Origin of the sequence: Anoxybacillus andreesenii, from assembly GCF_030813005.1 — a bacterium.
Classification (GTDB): Bacteria; Bacillota; Bacilli; order Bacillales; family Cytobacillaceae; genus Robertmurraya; species Robertmurraya andreesenii.
This window is the reverse complement of record NZ_JAUSTU010000023.1, coordinates 1-19,646: the sequence shown is the minus strand read 5'-3', so window position 1 is coordinate 19,646 and position 19,646 is coordinate 1. Positions and strand designations below refer to the sequence as shown.

Genomic DNA, 19,646 nt, shown 5'->3' with positions numbered 1-19,646 from the left:
GGGTGTGACTTTTGTGGTTCTTGGGAGAAAAAGAAAATTAGGAAGAAAAATAGATGAAATTACGAAGGGGGAAAAGCTGACTCTAACTGAAAAAATAGAAGACAAGGATTTGCTATTATATTTAGGCTTAACGGATGATGCAAATCCTCTTTATATTCAGCATGACTACGCCTCACGAACATCCTTTAAAAGGCCGATTGTTCCAACAATTATGCTGACAGGGATGGTAAGCTCTGCTATTTCAAAATACCTTCCTGGTCCAGGAAGCCATATTCTTAGACAGGATATTGAATTCATAAAGCCTGTCTATCACTATGAAAATATTCAGTTTCTATTTGAGGTCCTTGAGGTGAATGAGAACACAAACACGATTCATATGAGAGTGGAAGGAACCAATGAAGGAAATGAGCTGGCTCTTCAAGGAAGATTGGAGGTTTGCCCTCCCGAACATCTTGAGGGTCTGGATGGCAAAGCGCTTGAAAATTTTTGAAACCATTGGTCACGAGCTTTTAATTTTTTGTTTCAGCAATGTAAAAGTATTGTAAATCTACGATGAAAAGAAGTTTTTATATTATAATGAAAATATCAAAATCGTTCACTCAAAATATGTTGACCGGAGGATCTACCATTGAAAAAAGTTCTAGTCGTAGATGATGAGCAGTCAATCGTTACTTTGTTACGATATAATTTAGAACATGCTGGCTTCGAGGTAATGACCGCAATGAATGGTGAAGAAGGAAAAGATATGGCGATCCAAAACTCTCCAGATATAATTATTCTGGATCTAATGCTTCCCAAAATCGATGGAATTGAAGTGTGCAAGCAGCTGAGACAGCAAAAGATCTCGACGCCAATATTAATGTTAACGGCTAAGGATGAAGAGTTTGATAAGGTGCTAGGACTTGAATTAGGTGCAGACGATTATATGACCAAGCCCTTTAGCCCAAGAGAAGTAATAGCGCGTGTGAAGGCAATTTTGAGAAGAACCCAAGTTCATGCTGCCCCGATGGAGCCGGAGAAGGAGGAGCATGATACCATAATAATAAGCGAGCTAAAAATTCATCCCGAACAATATGAGGCCTTTTTTAGTGGTGAATTGTTGGATTTGACTCCAAAGGAATTTGAACTATTGCTTTATCTGGCGAGGAATAAAGGAAGGGTACTAACAAGAGACCAACTTCTAAGTGCGGTATGGAACTATGATTTTGCTGGGGATACAAGAATTGTTGATGTCCATATAAGCCATCTTCGTGAAAAGATTGAAGAGGATTCCAAAAAACCAGTTTTTATTAAAACAATAAGGGGACTAGGATATAAGATGGAGGAGCCGAAAGGGGAATGACAAGATATCGTACAAGGCTCCTTTTTGGATTGATTACACTTATTTTTATCGTGTTGATCGGGTTAGGACTATTGCTGGGCCAATTATTTAAGAGCCATTATGTCAATACCTATGATTCTCGTCTTAATAAGGAGAGCAAAATCATTTCCTCATTCATAATGGAATCTGGAGGAATTCATTCCTTCGATGAAGAAAAGATGAATTGGTTTAGCGAGACTTTAAATAGCCGCATTTTTATTGTTGATGCAAAGAAGGAAATGATATATGACAGCGGAAATATGGATGATATTCCTGACAAGCAACATGAGAACCTAATACAGGAAATTCTTCAAAATATGGGCGAAGAAAGTGAGAAAGCAATTGAATTAGGCGGAGGCCATAATTTACATGTTCACTGGACCCCGATTGTCGATAATGGAACATTGCAAGGATATCTTTTTGTGAGTACGAAGCTTGCTGAAATTCAACGGGCCTATCAACAAATATGGTGGCTTCTTATTTTCAGCTTAGGTGCTGCCTTGATCGTCATTATTATTCTTGGTTCACGAATCATGGTCCGTTACACAAAACCGATTGAATCGGCTACGAAGGTCGCGATTGAGCTAGCAAAAGGGAATTATCGGGCAAGAACCTATGATGATCATGTTTCAGAAACTGGAATGCTGAGTTCCTCGATAAATATTCTCGCTAGAAATCTACAAGGCATGGTCAAGGCTAATGAAATTCAGCAAGGAAGATTGAGTGCTTTAATTGAAAATATGGGTAGTGGCCTTCTCCTTATTGATAGTAAGGGACAAATTATTCTTCTGAATCGAACCTTTAAAGAAGTATTTCACGTTGAAAGTTCCGACTATATTGACAAGCTATATTACCAAGTAATTGAACATAAAGAGATTTCAGAGCTCATTGAAGAGATTGTAATGACTGAGCAAAAAATAAAGAGGCAGCTCCATCTTCCAATTGGAATTGAGAGAAGACATTTTGAAGTATATGGCGTACCCATCTTAGGAGTCAATGAAGAATGGAAAGGAATTCTTCTAGTTTTTCATGATATTACGGAAATAAAAAAGCTTGAACAGGTGAGAAAGGATTTTGTCGCTAACGTGTCCCATGAATTAAAAACCCCGATTACCTCGATCAAAGGTTTCACAGAAACCCTGTTAGACGGGGCAAAAGAGGACAAGGAAACGCTGGATCAGTTCCTTAAAATAGTCTTGGAGGAAAGTGATAGGCTGCAATCCTTGATCCTTGATTTATTAGAGCTGTCAAAAATCGAACAGCAAGGGTTCGTCCTTTCAATTCGAAAAATGAATCTTGTTCAACTGCTGCAAGAGCTGATCATCATATTGAGGCGCAAGGCAGAGAAAAAGGGGATTGAGCTCGTTTTCGAAGGTACAGAAAAGGAGATTTTGATAGAAGCCGATTATGATCGATTAAAGCAGGTTTTTATCAACATCATCAGCAATGCGATTTCCTATACGTTAATAGGTGGAAAGGTCGCTATATCTATCGCAGAGAGCCAAAAATCTGTATCGGTTTCCATCAAGGACACTGGAATTGGCATTGCCCAAGAGGAAATTCCCCGCATATTTGAAAGGTTTTACCGGGTTGATAAAGCACGAAGCAGAGACTCAGGAGGAACGGGATTGGGTCTTGCGATTGTAAAGCATTTAATTGAGGCACATCATGGGAAAATATCCGTTAAGAGTACGGTTGGAGAAGGGACCATGTTTACGATAGAATTAAACAAGGTCTTTTCTGGGAGAACGGAGGTAGAAGCCTGAGGGCTTTGGCCTCTTTTTTTTAACAATTTTGAAACTAAAACGTTACTTTTCCGTATAAATAGACAGAATAATATATTTATAGGAAAGGAGACCCTATGATTAGTTTAAAAAGAATTTATACCATTATTGGACTTGTTGTTTTAATTATTCTTTTGAGCATCGTAGCTTTTACCACTTGGTACACGGTGGATGAGTCGGAACAGGCCGTTATTTTAACCTTCGGAAAGGTTGAGGAAGGGGTCACAGAGCCAGGCCTAAACTTCAAGCTGCCCTGGCCAATCCAAAGTGTAGAGAAGCTTTCAAAGGAAACCTACAGCCTTCAATTTGGATTTGAGGAAGTAGACGGAGAGACAAAGGAATTTCCTAATGAAACGAAAATGATCACAGGGGATGAGAATATTGTCTTAGCTGACCTAGTCGTTCAATGGAAGATTACCGAGCCAGGAAAATACCTTTATAACTCAGACAACCCAAAGGAAATCCTTCGAGATGCTACGTCGGCATCGTTAAGAAGTATTATTGGTAGCTCAGAGATAGATGATGCCTTAACGTCGGGCAAGGCTGAAATTGAAGCGGATGTTCGGGAATTACTTTCTACTTTAATGCAAAAATATGATATCGGGATCTCGATCCTAGCAGTAAAGCTTCAGGATGTTGAGCTGCCAAATGCTGAGGTTCGTCAGGCCTTTACAGCTGTAACGGATGCTAGGGAAACGATGAATACGAAGAGAAACGAAGCGAATAAATATAAGAATCAAAAGGAGAATGAGGCTAAAGGAGAAAAGGATGCCATCATTCATAAGGCCAACGGGGAAAAAACAGCCCGGATTGAAACCGCAAAAGGGAATGTGGCCGTATTCAATAAGCTGTATGAAGAGTACAAGAAAAATCCTGATATAACAAGACAGCGTCTAGTATTAGAAACGCTTGAACAGGTTCTTCCAGGCACAGAAATATATATTATGAATGACGATGGCAATACGATGAAATATTTCCCGATTCGTCCATTGGAAAATACACAACCAAAGGCAAAAGAGGAAGGAAGTGAAAAGACCAATGAGTGATCACAATGTGATTGACATTAATGAGCGTAGTGGCGGTGGTGGCATGAATGGCCGCACTTACATAAAACTAGGAATTTTTGCAGTGATTATTATTGCTTTACTCATCCTCATATTTACAAATATATTTGTTGTAAAAGAAGGAGAGTATAAGGTGATCCGTCAATTTGGTGAGGTTGTCAGAATTGATGATACTCCAGGAATTTCTTTTAAGGTACCTTTCGTTCAAACGGTGACGACCCTACCAAAATATCAAATGGCATATGATGTATCAGAAGCTGAAATCAATACGAAGGATAAGAAACGGATGCTAATTGATAATTATGCCATTTGGAGAATAGACGATCCGAAGAAAATGATCTCCAACGCAAGAACCGTTGAAAATGCAGAAACAAGGATGGAAGAGTTCATCTATTCTATTGTCCGTACTGAATTAGGTCAGCTAAACTATGATGAGATCATCAGCGATGAGAAATCATCAAGAGGCTCCTTAAATGATCGCATTACTGAACAAGTCAATGAGCTATTAGCTAACGATAAATACGGAATTACGGTGACCGATGTCAGAATTAAACGGACTGATTTGCCAGAGGAGAACGAGCAATCTGTCTATACAAGAATGATTTCGGAGCGTCAATCGAAAGCACAAGAGTATTTATCGATAGGAGATGCAGAAAAAAATCGAATTGAAGCGGAAACGGATAAGACGGTGCGTGAGTTGTTGGCGAAGGCTAATTCAGAAGCAGAGATGATTCGTGCTGAAGGAGAGGCTGAGGCAGCCAAAATCTATAACGAAGCTTTTTCGAAGGATCCTGAATTCTATTCCCTGTACAGAACTCTTGAATCCTACAAAAAGACGATCAATGATGAGACTGTCATTGTCCTCCCGTCTAATTCCCCATATGCCCGACTTTTAATGGGGTATACTAAATAATAAAACGATAAGCACCGTTATTTTTCCTTCTCCACATTCTCATGATAGAATAAAGGAAGGAAAATAACGGTTTTTTTAATGGCAAACATGGTTGCTTTGAAACTTATAGAGAGTGAGGTTTGATAATTTTGAAGAAACTGGTTCTTATTGATGGAAACAGTATTGCCTATCGTGCATTTTTTGCCTTGCCCTTACTGAACAATGATAAGGGAGTACATACGAATGCTGTTTATGGCTTTACAATGATGCTTATGAAAATACTAGAAGATGAGAAACCGACACATATCATGGTTGCTTTTGATGCTGGCAAGACAACCTTTCGTCACAAAACGTATAGCGAATATAAAGGAGGAAGGCAGAAAACTCCACCTGAGCTATCGGAGCAGTTTCCTTTTATTCGTGAGCTCCTAGACGCCTATGGGATTGCCCGCTACGAGCTTGAAAATTATGAAGCCGATGATATTATTGGGACCTTATCCCTAAAAGCAGAACAGGATGGCTTTGAAGTTAAGGTCATCTCCGGTGATAAGGATTTAACCCAATTAAGCTCGGAGAAAACAACGGTCGCCATCACTCGAAAAGGAATTACCGATATTGAAGAATACACTCCCGAGCACATAAAAGAAAAATATGGACTCACACCGGAGCAAATTATTGATATGAAGGGGTTAATGGGGGATGCCTCCGACAATATTCCTGGAATTCCTGGAGTGGGTGAAAAAACGGCCATTAAACTACTAAAGGAATTTCAAACCGTCGATCATCTGATTGCCTCTGTTGATCAAGTGACCGGTAACAAACTAAGAGAGAAGATTGAAGAATTTAAGGATCAAGCTCTTATGAGCAAGGAGCTTGCGACGATCTTGCGCAGTGCTCCAGTTGAAGTGCAGCTTGATCAATTTGAGTATGAAGACTTCGATAAAGAAAAGGTGGTCAAGCTCTTTAAGGAATTAGGCTTTAACTCACTCCTGGACAAGCTTGGGGACGAAGTGGAGGAAACTCTTGCTTTAGCGGAGATCGAATATACGACGATAACAGAAGTAACAGACCGTATTTTTGCTGATGAATCCGCATTTTATGTGGAAATTCTTGAGGATAACTATCATTATGCACCTATTCTTGGATTTGCCCTTGTGAATCATGAAGGAAATTTCTTTATCTCAACTGAAACAGCGATTCAGTCTGAAGCTTTCAAGAAGTGGGCAGAGGATGGAAATAAGAAAAAGTGGGTCTATGATGCGAAACGCTCAGAGGTAGCTCTCCGTCATCATGGCATTCATTTAAAGGGAGTCGAGTTTGATTTATTAATTGCCTCCTATTTATTAAATCCCTCAGAAACGATTGAGGATATTGCCTCTATTGCAAAAACCTATGGACATGGAAATGTTGAATCAAACGATGCTTTTTATGGGAAAGGTGCAAAACGAAGCATTCCTGATGAGAGCAAGCTATCAGAACACTTAGTGAGAAAAGCATTAACGGTGTTTGAATTAAAGCAATCATTGGAAGATAAGCTGAAAGAGAATGAACAATTTGAATTATTTTATGAGCTAGAAATGCCTTTATCTCTCATTTTGGCTGATATGGAGTCCACTGGAATCAAGGTTGATTTAGACCGACTCCGGACAATGGGGCAGGATTTCAACAACCAATTAGTCGAGATCGAAAAACGGGTATTTGCGCTCGCTGGTGAAGCATTTAACATCAATTCACCAAAGCAGTTAGGAATTATTCTGTTTGAAAAATTGAACCTCCCTGCGATTAAGAAAACAAAGACGGGGTATTCCACCTCTGCAGATGTCCTTGAAAAATTAGCGGATGACCACGAAATCATCAAAGAAATTTTGCACTATAGGCAGTTAGGGAAGCTGCAATCCACTTATATTGAGGGCTTGTTGAAGGTGGTTAACCCGGAAAATGATAAGGTTCATACCCGTTATAATCAAGCACTAACACAAACAGGGAGATTGAGTTCAACGGATCCGAACCTGCAAAATATTCCCATTCGGTTGGAGGAAGGAAGAAAAATTCGTCAGGCTTTTATCCCTTCAGAAGAGGATTGGGTCATATTTGCTGCGGATTATTCGCAAATTGAGCTCCGTGTACTTGCCCATATTGCTGGAGACAAAAAGCTCATCGAAGCTTTTAAAGAGGGAATGGATATCCATACGAAGACAGCGATGGAGGTTTTCCACGTCAGTAAGGATGAAGTGACCGCTAATATGCGCCGTCATGCAAAGGCCGTAAACTTTGGGATCGTATACGGAATCAGTGATTATGGGCTCTCCCAAAGCTTGAATATTACACGTAAGGAAGCGGGCACCTTCATCGATAAATACTTGCAGAGCTATCCAGGTGTGAAGGATTATATGGAAGATATCGTGAAGGATGCGAAGCAAAAGGGCTATGTCTCGACGCTTCTTCATCGAAGAAGATACTTGCCTGAGATTACCAGTAGGAACTTCAATCTGAGAAGCTTTGCTGAGAGAACCGCTATGAATACGCCGATCCAAGGAAGTGCCGCCGATATCATCAAGAAAGCCATGATCGATATGGTCGATCGTCTAGACAAAGAAGGTCTTAAAACCAGACTTCTTTTGCAGGTTCATGACGAACTAATCTTTGAGGCACCGAAGAATGAAATTGAGAAATTGAAGGAAATCGTCCCTGAGGTCATGGAGAATGCGATTGAACTGAAGGTACCATTAAAGGTTGATTATGCATACGGACCAACATGGTTTGACGCTAAGTAGGTAAGGGGGAAGAAAAAGTTGCCTGAGTTGCCAGAGGTTGAGACAGTCAGGAGAACGTTAGAGCAGCTCGTTCTCCAAAAGGAGATCAAATCCGTCACGGTTACGTGGCCCAAAATCATAAAAAAACCTGATGAGGTAGAGCAATTTAAGGATGCACTTGTTGGTCAGGTGCTTGAGAAAATCAGTCGAAGAGGAAAATTTCTAATCCTATACACCACCGATTATGCACTGGTTTCTCATCTTCGAATGGAAGGCAGATACGGGCTATTTCAGCCAAATGAGGAAAAAGACAAGCATACCCATGTGGTTTTCCATTTCACTGACGGTACCGAGTTGCGTTATCGTGATGTGAGAAAGTTCGGGACGATGCATCTTTTTAAAAAGGGAGAGGAATTTAGCCAGCTTCCCTTATCACAGCTTGGCCCTGAGCCATTTTCGGATGAGTTTACAGTCGAGCGGATGAAAGAGCTGCTTTCAAAAACGAATCGAAGCATTAAGACAGTGCTGCTTGATCAAAAGCTGGTAGTTGGACTCGGAAACATCTATGTGGATGAGGCATTATTTAGATCAGGCATCCATCCTGAACGGAGTGCCAACTCCCTTACAAAAAAAGAAATCACAAAGCTGCACGAGGAAATTATTCAGACACTGAAGGAAGCGGTGGAAAAGGGCGGAAGCACGATTCGATCGTATGTGAACAGCCAAGGACAAATTGGTTTATTTCAATTAGAATTGTATGTCTATGGCCGTAAGGGAGAGCAATGCAAAACATGCTCCTCTGAGTTAGAACGGATAGTTGTAGGCGGTCGAGGAACAGTTTTCTGTCCAAAATGTCAGAAAAATAAGAGCCAAAATTAGAAATTAACATTGGAATAGCTCCCTCCATATACTATCTTAGCTTTTGGATGGGAAGGAGCTACTCCAGTGTTTACATTTTCATTAATACTACTTGCGTTTGCAGTCAGTCTTGATAGTTTTAGCGTTGGATTCACCTATGGGCTTAGAAAGATGAGAATTCCTTTTAAATCTATCTTCATAATCGCATGTTGTTCTGCCCTAACTCTCCTCGGAGCAATGGCCGTCGGGCAAATCATTGAAGTTTTTCTTTCCCCTGAAATGGCTGAAAGAATTGGGGGGATCATGCTTGTTCTATTAGGTGGTTGGATTCTGTATCAATTCTTCCGTCCGGAAAAATCGAAGGAACTGCTACCCCATGAAAAAACGATTGTCAATTTTGAAATTAAATCATTAGGGATTGTCATCAATATTTTAAAGAAGCCTATGTCTGTTGACTTTGATAAGTCTGGAACCATTACCGGCATTGAGGCTTTCGTTCTTGGTTTCGCTTTGTCGCTAGATGCGTTTGGGGCGGGAATCGGGGCAGCGATGCTCGGATATTCACCTCCGCTTTTAGCCTTATCGGTTGCGGTCATGAGTTCCTTATTTGTGACATTGGGAATGAAAACAGGTGCACTGCTATCGAAGTGCCATGTTGTACAAAAATTCACATTTATACCAGGAATACTGTTAATTTTTATCGGCATTTGGAAAATGTAATGGTCAATTAAGAAGGGAAGTAGGGTATGGCATTAATTGTTGGATTGACAGGTGGAATTGCCAGTGGAAAGAGTACGGTAGCTAATCTAATTCGCAGTAAAGGTTATACAATCATTGATGCCGACGTGGAGGCGCGACTTGCTGTAGAAAGGGGTGAACCCGCATACAACGAGATTGTTGCCTTCTTTGGAAAGGAGATTTTACTGGACGATCAACAAATCAATCGGGCTAAGCTGGGTGAAATTATCTTCAATGATGAGGAAAAAAGACAGAAGCTTAATAGTATTGTCCACCCTGATGTTCGTAGAAGAATGCTAAATAAGCGTGAGGAGGCCATTCATAAGGGAGAAAAACTTATTATCATGGATATCCCACTCTTGTTTGAAAGCAAGCTGACCGGGATGGTTGAAAAGGTTTTGCTCGTGTACGTGGATGAACAGACACAGCTCCAACGTTTGATGGAAAGAAATCAGTTTACCGAGGAAGAAGCATTGGCAAGAATTCGTTCGCAAATGCCACTGAAGGATAAAGTACCACTAAGTGATGCGATCATAAATAACAATGGATCGATTGAGGAAACCGAAGCTCAATTGAATCAAATCTTAATCGATTGGAAAGTCATGTAAGAAGCTGGTTGGCTTCTTTTTTTGTCTGAAAAAATTTAGAATAATAAAACAATATTTTTTTGTATTTTATTCCTCACAAAGTGGCTCAAATATGTTATACTAATGCCAACAATATACACTAAAAAGTATAACACTTATCCGGAGGGAACCGTTAAATGAAGGCGAAAGTTGCGATCAATGGGTTTGGGAGAATTGGTAGAATGGTATTTAGAAAGGCCATTCTTGAAGATAATTTAGATATTGTGGCAGTGAACGCCAGCTATCCAGCGGAAACGTTAGCACATTTGATAAAGTATGACACAAATCATGGCAAGTTTGCTGGTGAGATCATCGCCGAGGATGATGCGCTGATCGTTAATGGAAAAAGGGTGCAGCTTTTGAGCAACCGTAATCCTGAGGAGCTTCCTTGGAAGGAATACGGGATTGATATTGTAATTGAAGCTACAGGAAAGTTTAACTCAAGAGATAAGGCAAGTCTTCACTTGAAGGCTGGTGCAAAAAAGGTTATTTTAACAGCACCAGGCAAGAATGAAGATGTCACCATTGTCATGGGTGTAAATGAAAGCGTATTAGATATTGATAGACATGATGTGATTTCCAATGCTTCTTGTACGACGAACTGTCTGGCTCCAGTAGCCAAAGTATTAGATGAAGAATTCGGTATTATAAACGGCTTAATGACAACGGTTCATGCCTATACAAATGACCAAAAGAATATCGATAATCCGCATAAGGATTTAAGACGTGCTCGTGCTTGTGCACAGTCGATTATTCCGACCTCAACTGGTGCTGCAAAGGCATTGTCCTTAGTATTACCGAGCTTAAAAGGTAAGCTGCATGGGATGGCTCTTAGGGTTCCAACCTCTAATGTTTCCTTGGTGGACTTAGTGGTTGACCTTAAAAGAGAGGTTACGATGGATGAAATTAATCATGCCTTCAAAACAGCAGCTAAAGGTTCCTTGAAGGGAATTTTGGATGTTTGCGATGAACCTTTAGTATCCGTTGATTTTAATACAAATGAACATTCCGCCATTATTGATGGCTTATCGACCATTGTTATCGGTGCGAATAAAGTCAAGGTGCTTGCATGGTATGATAATGAGTGGGGCTATTCCTGCCGTGTCGTTGATTTAACCAATTATGTAGCACAGGCGATGGTTTCGCCCACAAAAGTAAAAGTTGGATAATCTGAGGTTATGGAGATCGCTAGATTGAAGGCGGTCTCTTTTTTCGTGAATCACAATCGTCAGTTGGTATACCTGAACGAGCCTTTGCTCGTGGGTTTCGAGCAGCAGTGAAGAGAAGGTGTGCCAACTGATGATTCTCATATTGGGTGCTCATGAATGTTTTTGGCTTCGACGGCAGTCTATACTTGTACTACAAACATCTTTCTAATAAGATATAAATAGATAGATTTCTTATTGGATTCGGAGCTGATTGTAAAATGAAATGCCCTTCGTGCCAAAATAATAATACAAGAGTGCTTGATTCACGCCCAGTGGATGATGGTCGATCCATTCGCCGTAGAAGAGAGTGTGAAAGATGCTTATTTCGCTTTACGACCTTCGAAAAGGTGGAGGAAATTCCTCTAATTGTTGTTAAAAAGGAAGGGACTCGTGAGGAATTTAGTCGCGACAAAATTTTGCGAGGCTTGATTAAGGCCTGTGAAAAAAGGCCAGTTGCCCTCGTTAAGCTCGAGGAAATAACAGCCGAGGTTGAAAAGGAATTGCGAAGTCAGGGAGTATCTGAAATTGACAGTGAAGTCATCGGAGAAATGGTCATGGAGCGTCTCGCAAAGGTAGACGATGTGGCCTATGTTCGGTTTGCTTCTGTCTACAGACAGTTTAAAGATATAAATGTATTTATTGAAGAATTAAAAGAGCTGATTAAAAAAGAATCATAACATAAGGCTAAAGGATGACTTTGGCTTTTTTTTCTTATTTTGATGGAGAGGTTGAGACTGAAATGGCCCATTGGAAGGAACTGCTGCCAATTGACCGGTATTCTGTAGCTACGGGCGGTTTATTGCATGAATATGACAGAAAAATTATCACCCTGCTGTATCAGCCACTAATTGGTCCGCTTTCCATGAGCTTATACATGACTCTCTGGGCGCAGGTCGAGGAGAATAGGCTTTGGTCCCAGACGAATTCCCATCACAGCCTGATGAGTTTTATGGACCTCAGCCTAAATGCGATTTATGAAGCTCGGTTAAAGCTTGAGGGAATCGGCCTGCTTAAAACATTTGTCCAATCCTCTGAAGGGGAGCGAGAATTTGTTTATGAGCTCCAGCCACCTTTATCACCGGAGCGCTTTTTCCTTGATGGCATGTTAAATATATATTTATATCAAAAGGTTGGAAAAAATCGTTATTCCGCATTAAAGCAATTTTTCTCAGATAAAGAAATAGCTGTTCATGCTGGTTTTGAAGAAGTGACAAGAGCTTTCCAGGATGTGTATGATTCAGCCGTTCCAACAACATTTGAGAATGCCCCAGACGAGAATTTTACGGACCAAGCCTTGATGGGCAGAATATCTCCAAAAGGGATTCAAATCGATGCTACGGCTAACTTTGACTTTGATTTGCTTTATGCAGGATTATCCGAATCATTAGTGCCCAAAAAAGCGATCACTCAAAAGGTTAGAGAGGCAATCAGCAACCTCTCCTTTCTCTATGGAATTGATCCGATTCATATGAAGAATTTACTCATTACCGCTATGGATGATGTAGCTAATAAAATAAATATTGAGGAACTAAGAAAGTCCGCAAGAGATTGGTATCAGCTTGAACACCAGGAACGGCTTCCAGAATTAGTCGATAAGGTACATCCGGTTATTAAGCAAACGATAGTTTCAGAGCCGAAATCAAAGGAAGAGAAGCTGATTCATTACTTAGAAACCACTTCTCCGAGACAGCTACTGATCGATATTGCGGGTGGGACCTTGCCTTCTAAGGCCGATCTGAAAATAATTGAAGATGTGATGTTCAAGCAGAAATTATTGCCTGGAGTTGTGAATGTCCTGATCGAATATGTCCTGCTAAAATCAGACATGAAGCTAACGAAGGCTTACGTGGATAAGATCGCTTCCCATTGGGCTAGAAAGCAAATTTCAACCGTCAAAGAGGCGATGGACCTTGCCATTAAAGAGCATCGTCAATATATGGAATGGGCAGATAATAAAAAGACCACAAAGTCAGGGGGAAAAAAGCAGCCGATTCGGACCGAATTGCTTCCTGATTGGTTCAATGAGGAAGACGACAAGAACCTCGCTCAACCATCGGATGATCAATTAATCGATAAGAAACGTGCATTAGAGGAAAGACTGAAAAAATACAAAAAATAAGGGGGTGGCACAGTGGAAAGAATCAATGACACCTTAAAAAAATTGGGGAATAACGCAAGCTTTCAGGCAAGATACCAAAAAATGAGGACGGATATTCTTCAAAATCCATCGGTCCGCACCTTTTTAGTAGAGCATGAGAATGAGCTTACACAGGATATGATCGAAAGAAGCTTAATGACCCTATTTGATTTTGCCGATCAAAGCAAAAATTGCCAGGAATGTGCATCTCTTAAAGAATGTAAGAATCTTATGCAGGGCTATCATCCGAAGCTGGCAATCGGGAGGGGAGCCATTGATATTTATTATGAGCGTTGTCCTCTTAAGGTCATGGATGATGAAAAAAGAAGGAGCGAGCGGCTGATCAAATCCATGTATGTTCCGCTGGATATTACCGCAGCATCCTTTGCAGACATCGATCTGAATGACACAGGTAGATTGGAAGCAGTCGATAAAGCAACGCAGTTTGTGGAGAACTATCTTCGAGATGGAAGGCAAAAAGGGCTTTATTTCTATGGGAAATTTGGTGTAGGAAAGTCCTTTCTGCTAGGTGCGATTGCCAATGAACTGGCCAAGAAGAAGGTTTCTTCGATGATCGTCTATTTTCCGGAGCTTTTGCGGGAATTAAAGAGTTCCATTGGCGATTCCACCCTTAATGAAAAAATTGAAATGATCAAAAAACAACCCGTCCTGATGATTGATGATATTGGAGCGGAAACGATGTCAAGCTGGACGCGTGATGAGGTACTGGGGCCAATTTTGCAATTTCGAATGCAGGAATTTTTGCCGACTTTTTTTAGTACCAATTTTGACTACGATGGACTCGAGCATCATTTAACCTATAGTCAGCGCGGAGAGGAAGAAAAAATGAAAGCCCGTCGAATTTTAGAGCGAATCCGATTCTTGACGGAGCCGGTTCTAGTCGAAGGACCAAACCGGAGAAGATAATCATTTGTAAGGAGCTACCCGAGAAAGTTCGGTAGCTTTTTTTGTTTTATGCCGACTTCTAATTTGGCCAAGTTCCCCATATATATGAATTGAGGGATTAACCCTAAGGATTTCGTTAAAAGGGGGGATTTGGTTGGCAGAAATTATTTTTCAAAATAGAGAGGATGCTAGCCAGTTTCACAAATACATACAGAATCATTTGCAATCCATATCAGCAAATAACAAATTGATTCTTCTTTTAGAAGATGAACATAGAGCCAGAGTGAAAATTGAACAAGGGGTAAAGGAAATTATGGAAGCCTGCAAAAAGGCTTTCTTACAATTTATCATAAAGATAAAATTAAATGACTGGTTCAGGATGATTCTAAGTGAGCAATATTATTATGAAGACGAGGATGAACAGCAGCAAATTTTAGATATTATTCAGTCCATTTTAGAAGGGAATCGAGAGGATTTGGAGTCCTTGATTCATCATATGAACGTGAATGAGCAAATGGAAAAGGCCATTTCACAGCTATTTGATGAGCAGAGATCCTTTTCATTTGATTCATTTGTGAGATTTCGAATGAGACCATTTATGCAGCAGCTGGAAAAATATGTAGAAATCTCCATTGATGAATACAAATTAGAGCAGGAATATCAAATGTTTATTCAAACCTTGCGGCAGTTTTTATCCGGACGTGAGCCGAAAATCCACCAACTCCATTTGTTAATGGAGGAAGGTGTTGCTTTTTTTGATGGAGAATTTCAGGAAATTCCAAGAGCTGAGCTAGTTCGGATGATTGATAGAAGGCTTATTTCGAATCATCCAGTATATATCGATTCAGTGACGATTGCCCCGCTGCTTTCCATTGCTCCTTCAAGCATTTATTTGTATACGGATGATCGCGAACAGCCGCTTGCACGAACGATCCAAAATATATTTGAGGAGAGAGTGAAATTTTTGTCATTAAAGGATTTTGTTGATGTAAAAAAACACCATCTGTAATTTTCTTAAAAAAATTTGCACTCGGCTTGATTTTCCCAATAGAAACCACTATAATTACGTTCATAATTAAAAATTATTAGTAGTATCGATGAGGATATGAGTATTCTTTAAACGGTTTCTAGAGAGGGAAGACATTGGCTGAGATCTTCCTAACACGAATGGAATGCTTACCACCTCTGAACTTCAACCAGGAACACGGGAGAATCCTGCAAGTATGGGTTGACGGCTAGAACCGTTATATTTGTCACTAAAGTCACTCATTTGCTGTTTTTGAGTGAGAATTAGGGTGGAACCACGTGTTAACAACAACTCGTCCCTTTTATAGGGACGGGTTTTTTTATTTTTATAAGGAGGAATACCAAATGCAAGAGATTGTAAAGTTATCGTTTCCAGATGGTGCTGTAAAGGAGTTTTCGGCTGGGGTAACGACAGAGGATGTTGCGGCTTCGATTAGCCCTGGACTTAAGAAAAAAGCGATTGCTGGTAAATTAAATGGCGCGATGATTGATCTACGCCGTCCGATTGAAGAGGATGGAGCAATTGAAATCGTAACTCAAGGCAGTGATGATGCCCTAGAGGTATTGCGTCATAGCACCGCTCACTTGCTCGCTCAGGCCATCAAGCGTCTATATAAAAATGTAAAGCTTGGGGTAGGTCCTGTGATTGAAGGTGGATTTTACTATGATATGGATCTAGAAGAGGCAATCACACCTGAAGATCTACCACTTATCGAAAAAGAAATGAAAAAAATCATCAATGAAAATTTGGAGATTGTTCGTAAAGAAGTGAGTCGTGAAGATGCCATCAAGCTATATCAGGAAATTGGTGATGAATATAAGCTTGAGCTTATCGATGCGATTCCAGCTGATGAAAAAGTAACCATCTATGAACAGGGAGAATTCTTCGATTTATGCCGTGGCGTTCACGTTCCTTCAACAGGCAAGCTCAAGGAATTCAAGCTCTTGAGCATCGCCGGTGCTTACTGGCGTGGTGACAGCAAAAACAAAATGCTGCAAAGAATCTATGGAACAGCCTTCTTCAAGAAGGAAGACCTTGAAGCGCATTTAAAAATGCTTGAAGAAGCGAAGGAACGGGATCACCGCAAGATTGGAAAAGAGCTAAATCTTTTTACAAACTCTCAATTAGTCGGACAAGGCCTGCCATTATGGCTTCCTAAAGGAGCAACGATTCGCCGTGTCATTGAGCGCTATATTGTTGATAAGGAAGAAAGACTTGGCTACAACCATGTCTATACACCAGTACTAGGTAGTGTCGAGCTCTACAAAACATCTGGACATTGGGGGCATTACCAGGAAAATATGTTCCCGGTCATGGACATGGACAACGAACAGCTTGTTCTTCGTCCAATGAACTGCCCGCATCATATGATGGTGTACAAGCAAGGCATTCATAGCTACCGTGAGCTTCCAATTCGCATCGCTGAGCTTGGAACGATGCACCGTTATGAAATGTCAGGTGCCCTTTCAGGCTTACAGCGTGTTCGTGGCATGACTTTAAATGATGCTCACGTCTTTGTTCGCCCTGATCAAATTAAGGATGAATTCAAGCGTGTTGTTCATTTAATCCAAGAGGTATACAAGGATTTCAATCTTAATAATTATTCCTTCCGCCTCTCCTATCGTGATCCGGAGGATACTGAAAAGTATTTTGACGATGATGCGATGTGGGAAAAGGCGCAATCCATGCTGAAGGAAGCAATGGATGAGCTAGGACTTGATTACTTTGAAGCAGAGGGAGAAGCAGCCTTTTACGGTCCGAAGCTTGATGTTCAGGTGAAGACAGCTCTTGGCAAGGATGAAACTTTATCAACTGTTCAATTAGACTTCTTGCTACCTGAGCGTTTTGATTTAACCTATGTGGGAGAGGACGGAAAGCAGCATCGCCCGGTTGTTATCCATCGTGGTGTCGTTTCCACAATGGAACGCTTTGTTGCCTTCTTAATTGAGGAATATAAAGGGGCGTTCCCTACTTGGTTGGCTCCTGTCCAAGTCGAAGTAATTCCTGTTTCACCAGAAATTCATTTTGACTATGCGAAAAAGGTCCAGGAACAGCTTCAAGCTGAGGGCTTCCGCGTAGAGCTTGACGACCGTAACGAAAAGATCGGTTACAAAATTCGTGAAGCTCAGGTGCAGAAGATTCCATATATGCTTGTTGTTGGTGATAAAGAAGTGGAAGAAAATGCAGTCAATGTGAGAAAATACGGTGAACAAAAATCAGAAACAATTTTATTCGAGGATTTTGTTAAAGCATTGAATGACGAGGTAAAGCGCTTCTAAAGGACTTTTCTCAAACTTTTTGTTTTTAAACAAATTAATAGAGTTTGTATGAAATCAGCCTTGCTAAAAAATGCTATTGCCAATCGTAAAATATTTTGATACAATTTCTTTTGTTGCGATAAAAGAAGTAACATTGACAAAACAACATGCTTTGTTGTAGAATAGTTAGGTAACTGAATACAGTTTTAGGAAAAGAAGAGGCACCCGCTTCTCACCTGATTGACGCAAAGGGCAGTTGGCAGGTTTTACGAGGATTTGATTGATTACGTTTGTTTTCGTAAAGTGTGGGTGTTTCATGCATCCACACTTTTTTAATGCTATGAAAGCTGCGATTCAACTTTGAGTCAATGAGATGATTATGGTGTTTCTGCTAAATCTTATTTACATTCTTGACCTAAACGTTGTGTTCGCGAAATTAATGGAGGTGTCTAACTATTAGCAAAGACATGTTGTTAAACGAGGGTATTCGGGCCCGGGAAGTTCGATTAATTGACCAAAATGGCGAGCAGCTAGGGATTAAATCAAAGAATGAAGCACTTGAAATTGCTGCACGTGTGAATTTGGACCTTGTGCTTGTTGCTCCGAATGCGAAACCACCAGTAGCAAGGATTATGGACTACGGTAAGTTTAAATTCGAACAACAGAAAAAGGAAAAAGAAGCGCGCAAAAATCAAAAAGTGATCAGTGTCAAGGAAGTTCGTCTTAGTCCAACTATTGATGAGCATGACTTTAATACAAAGCTGCGAAATGCCATTAAGTTCCTAGAAAAAGGCGATAAAGTGAAAGCTTCGATTCGATTTAAGGGTCGTGCGATTACACATAAAGAAATTGGTCAACGTGTTCTAGTCCGTTTCGCTGAGAGCTGCAGTGAAATTGCAACTGTTGAATCTCATCCAAAAATGGACGGAAGAAGCATGTTCATGATGCTTGCCCCTAAAAACGATAAGTAATAAGGAGGAAATTCCAAATGCCAAAAATGAAAACTCACCGCGGCGCTGCAAAGCGTTTCAAGAGAACAGGATCTGGTAAACTGAAGCGTTCACATGCTTACAGAAGCCATATGTTTGCTCACAAATCTCAAAAACAAAAGCGTAAACTTCGTAAAGGAACTCTTGTTTCCTCAGGTGATTACAAGCGTATCCGTAACTTATTAGTACACATTTAAGTAATATCCGATCTTAGGAGGGAAATAGAATGCCACGTGTAAAAGGCGGTACAGTTACTCGCAGACGTCGTAAAAAGGTATTAAAATTAGCTAAAGGTTATTTCGGTTCTAAACATACATTATATAAAGTTGCTAACCAGCAAGTAATGAAATCATTACAATATGCTTACCGTGACCGTCGCCAGAAAAAGCGCGACTTCCGTAAGCTTTGGATTACTCGTATCAACGCAGCTGCTCGCATCAACGGTCTTTCTTACAGCCGTTTAATGCATGGATTAAAGGTTGCAGGTATCGAAGTAAACCGCAAAATGCTTGCTGACCTTGCAATCAGCGATGAAAAAGCATTTGCTGAATTAGCAGCAGTTGCAAAGCAAAATTTAAAGTAAATAGAAAAGCGGAATCGGCTTGCACAGACCCGACAAGCATAAGACGATCCGGCATGAAGGCTGTCCTTTAACCTTCCTGACGGATTGGCTTATGACCTCGAGGGTCTAACCGATGGAGCTAGACAGTAAGAAATAAGCCATTCTCATTAATGAGAGTGGCTTTTGATCTTAAAAGGGGAGTTGTTTGTGAATTACATATTGGGTTATTTCATAGGAATAAATATTCTTAGCCTTCTTCTTATGTACATAGATAAAAATCGGGCAAAGAGAAATCAATATCGAATCAGTGAAAAAACATTATGGATGGCTGCCCTTTTTGGAGGGGCTTTAGGGGGAGTGATTGGGATGAACTGCTTCAGGCATAAGACGTGTTTTCAATCAATGTCTATGACGCTAAATCTTAATAATTCCGCCAATGTATTTGTCAGTCTTGGAAGTAATTACATAACGACAATAGCCTAAT

General features: G+C 40.4%; 19 protein-coding genes and 2 other annotated features. All 19 genes read left to right on the top strand.

What is annotated here, in order from left to right:
• The first annotated feature begins 13 nt into the window (after positions 1-13).
• The 19 genes from J2S07_RS17685 to J2S07_RS17595 all read left to right on the top strand — a co-directional run bounded on the left by J2S07_RS17685 (position 14) and on the right by J2S07_RS17595 (position 19,645).
• Positions 14-490, top strand: coding sequence for a MaoC/PaaZ C-terminal domain-containing protein (locus J2S07_RS17685; protein ID WP_307151735.1), 477 nt, complete (start codon positions 14-16; stop codon positions 488-490).
• Positions 491-628: 138 nt separating this feature from the next.
• Entirely contained in the window at positions 629-1,342 is a 714-nt protein-coding gene (locus J2S07_RS17680; protein WP_307151734.1) for a response regulator transcription factor, read from the top strand.
• Positions 1,339-3,126 (top strand): two-component system histidine kinase PnpS, encoded by a 1,788-nt coding sequence (gene pnpS / locus J2S07_RS17675; RefSeq protein WP_307151733.1) that lies wholly within the window; start codon positions 1,339-1,341, stop codon positions 3,124-3,126. The genes J2S07_RS17680 and pnpS overlap by 4 nt, the downstream gene beginning before the upstream one ends.
• A gap of 95 nt (positions 3,127-3,221) precedes the next feature.
• Positions 3,222-4,190: an FtsH protease activity modulator HflK gene (hflK, locus tag J2S07_RS17670; protein ID WP_307151732.1), complete on the top strand. Its 969-nt coding sequence runs from the start codon at positions 3,222-3,224 to the stop codon at positions 4,188-4,190.
• Positions 4,183-5,121, top strand: coding sequence for a protease modulator HflC (hflC, locus tag J2S07_RS17665; RefSeq protein ID WP_307151731.1), 939 nt, complete (start codon positions 4,183-4,185; stop codon positions 5,119-5,121). Before hflK ends, hflC begins: the two co-directional genes overlap by 8 nt.
• A 125-nt stretch (positions 5,122-5,246) precedes the next feature.
• Complete coding sequence (gene polA / locus J2S07_RS17660; RefSeq protein WP_307151763.1) at positions 5,247-7,874, top strand: DNA polymerase I; 2,628 nt, start codon at positions 5,247-5,249, stop codon at positions 7,872-7,874.
• Positions 7,875-7,892: 18 nt separating this feature from the next.
• Positions 7,893-8,732: a DNA-formamidopyrimidine glycosylase gene (gene mutM, locus J2S07_RS17655; RefSeq protein WP_307151730.1), complete on the top strand. Its 840-nt coding sequence runs from the start codon at positions 7,893-7,895 to the stop codon at positions 8,730-8,732.
• A gap of 66 nt (positions 8,733-8,798) precedes the next feature.
• A complete protein-coding gene (gene ytaF / locus J2S07_RS17650; protein ID WP_307151729.1) occupies positions 8,799-9,431 on the top strand; it encodes a sporulation membrane protein YtaF in 633 nt (210 codons plus the stop codon).
• Between the two features lie 26 nt (positions 9,432-9,457).
• Positions 9,458-10,057: a dephospho-CoA kinase gene (gene coaE / locus J2S07_RS17645; RefSeq protein ID WP_307151728.1), complete on the top strand. Its 600-nt coding sequence runs from the start codon at positions 9,458-9,460 to the stop codon at positions 10,055-10,057.
• A gap of 155 nt (positions 10,058-10,212) precedes the next feature.
• Positions 10,213-11,244, top strand: a complete 1,032-nt coding sequence (locus tag J2S07_RS17640; protein ID WP_307151727.1) for a glyceraldehyde-3-phosphate dehydrogenase — start codon at positions 10,213-10,215, stop codon at positions 11,242-11,244.
• Between the two features lie 257 nt (positions 11,245-11,501).
• Positions 11,502-11,960 (top strand): transcriptional regulator NrdR, encoded by a 459-nt coding sequence (nrdR, locus tag J2S07_RS17635; RefSeq protein WP_307151726.1) that lies wholly within the window; start codon positions 11,502-11,504, stop codon positions 11,958-11,960.
• A gap of 14 nt (positions 11,961-11,974) precedes the next feature.
• A complete protein-coding gene (locus tag J2S07_RS17630; RefSeq protein WP_370872879.1) occupies positions 11,975-13,402 on the top strand; it encodes a replication initiation and membrane attachment family protein in 1,428 nt (475 codons plus the stop codon).
• 12 nt (positions 13,403-13,414) lie between these two features.
• The gene (gene dnaI, locus J2S07_RS17625) at positions 13,415-14,347 is read left to right on the top strand and encodes a primosomal protein DnaI (protein WP_307151725.1); all 933 of its coding nucleotides are present in this window, start codon (positions 13,415-13,417) and stop codon (positions 14,345-14,347) included.
• A gap of 133 nt (positions 14,348-14,480) precedes the next feature.
• Complete coding sequence (gene ytxC, locus J2S07_RS17620; RefSeq protein WP_307151724.1) at positions 14,481-15,335, top strand: putative sporulation protein YtxC; 855 nt, start codon at positions 14,481-14,483, stop codon at positions 15,333-15,335.
• A 76-nt stretch (positions 15,336-15,411) separates the two neighbouring features.
• Positions 15,412-15,656, top strand: a binding site (T-box leader).
• Between the two features lie 41 nt (positions 15,657-15,697).
• Entirely contained in the window at positions 15,698-17,632 is a 1,935-nt protein-coding gene (gene thrS, locus J2S07_RS17615) for a threonine--tRNA ligase (protein WP_307151723.1), read from the top strand.
• A 186-nt stretch (positions 17,633-17,818) separates the two neighbouring features.
• Positions 17,819-17,951: a sequence feature (ribosomal protein L20 leader region), on the top strand.
• A gap of 127 nt (positions 17,952-18,078) precedes the next feature.
• Positions 18,079-18,582 carry a translation initiation factor IF-3 gene (gene infC, locus J2S07_RS17610; protein WP_307151722.1) on the top strand — a complete coding sequence of 168 codons (504 nt, stop codon included), beginning with the start codon at positions 18,079-18,081 and terminating at the stop codon, positions 18,580-18,582.
• A gap of 17 nt (positions 18,583-18,599) precedes the next feature.
• Complete coding sequence (gene rpmI, locus J2S07_RS17605; RefSeq protein WP_307151721.1) at positions 18,600-18,797, top strand: 50S ribosomal protein L35; 198 nt, start codon at positions 18,600-18,602, stop codon at positions 18,795-18,797.
• Between the two features lie 29 nt (positions 18,798-18,826).
• The gene (gene rplT, locus J2S07_RS17600; protein WP_307151720.1) at positions 18,827-19,183 is read left to right on the top strand and encodes a 50S ribosomal protein L20; all 357 of its coding nucleotides are present in this window, start codon (positions 18,827-18,829) and stop codon (positions 19,181-19,183) included.
• Between the two features lie 186 nt (positions 19,184-19,369).
• Entirely contained in the window at positions 19,370-19,645 is a 276-nt protein-coding gene (locus J2S07_RS17595) for a DUF1294 domain-containing protein (RefSeq protein WP_307151719.1), read from the top strand.
• Position 19,646 lies beyond the last annotated feature (1 nt).

Bases quoted from the DNA above. Each gene is read 5' to 3' on its own strand.
- pnpS (WP_307151733.1), top strand. From the start codon at position 1,339: ATGACAAGATATCGTACAAGGCTCCTTTTTGGATTGATTACACTTATT.
- hflK (WP_307151732.1), top strand. From the start codon at position 3,222: ATGATTAGTTTAAAAAGAATTTATACCATTATTGGACTTGTTGTTTTA.
- hflC (WP_307151731.1), top strand. From the start codon at position 4,183: ATGAGTGATCACAATGTGATTGACATTAATGAGCGTAGTGGCGGTGGT.
- coaE (WP_307151728.1), top strand. From the start codon at position 9,458: ATGGCATTAATTGTTGGATTGACAGGTGGAATTGCCAGTGGAAAGAGT.
- J2S07_RS17640 (WP_307151727.1), top strand. From the start codon at position 10,213: ATGAAGGCGAAAGTTGCGATCAATGGGTTTGGGAGAATTGGTAGAATG.
- nrdR (WP_307151726.1), top strand. From the start codon at position 11,502: ATGAAATGCCCTTCGTGCCAAAATAATAATACAAGAGTGCTTGATTCA.
- J2S07_RS17630 (WP_370872879.1), top strand. From the start codon at position 11,975: ATGACTTTGGCTTTTTTTTCTTATTTTGATGGAGAGGTTGAGACTGAA.
- thrS (WP_307151723.1), top strand. From the start codon at position 15,698: ATGCAAGAGATTGTAAAGTTATCGTTTCCAGATGGTGCTGTAAAGGAG.
- infC (WP_307151722.1), top strand. From the start codon at position 18,079: ATGTTGTTAAACGAGGGTATTCGGGCCCGGGAAGTTCGATTAATTGAC.
- rpmI (WP_307151721.1), top strand. From the start codon at position 18,600: ATGCCAAAAATGAAAACTCACCGCGGCGCTGCAAAGCGTTTCAAGAGA.
- rplT (WP_307151720.1), top strand. From the start codon at position 18,827: ATGCCACGTGTAAAAGGCGGTACAGTTACTCGCAGACGTCGTAAAAAG.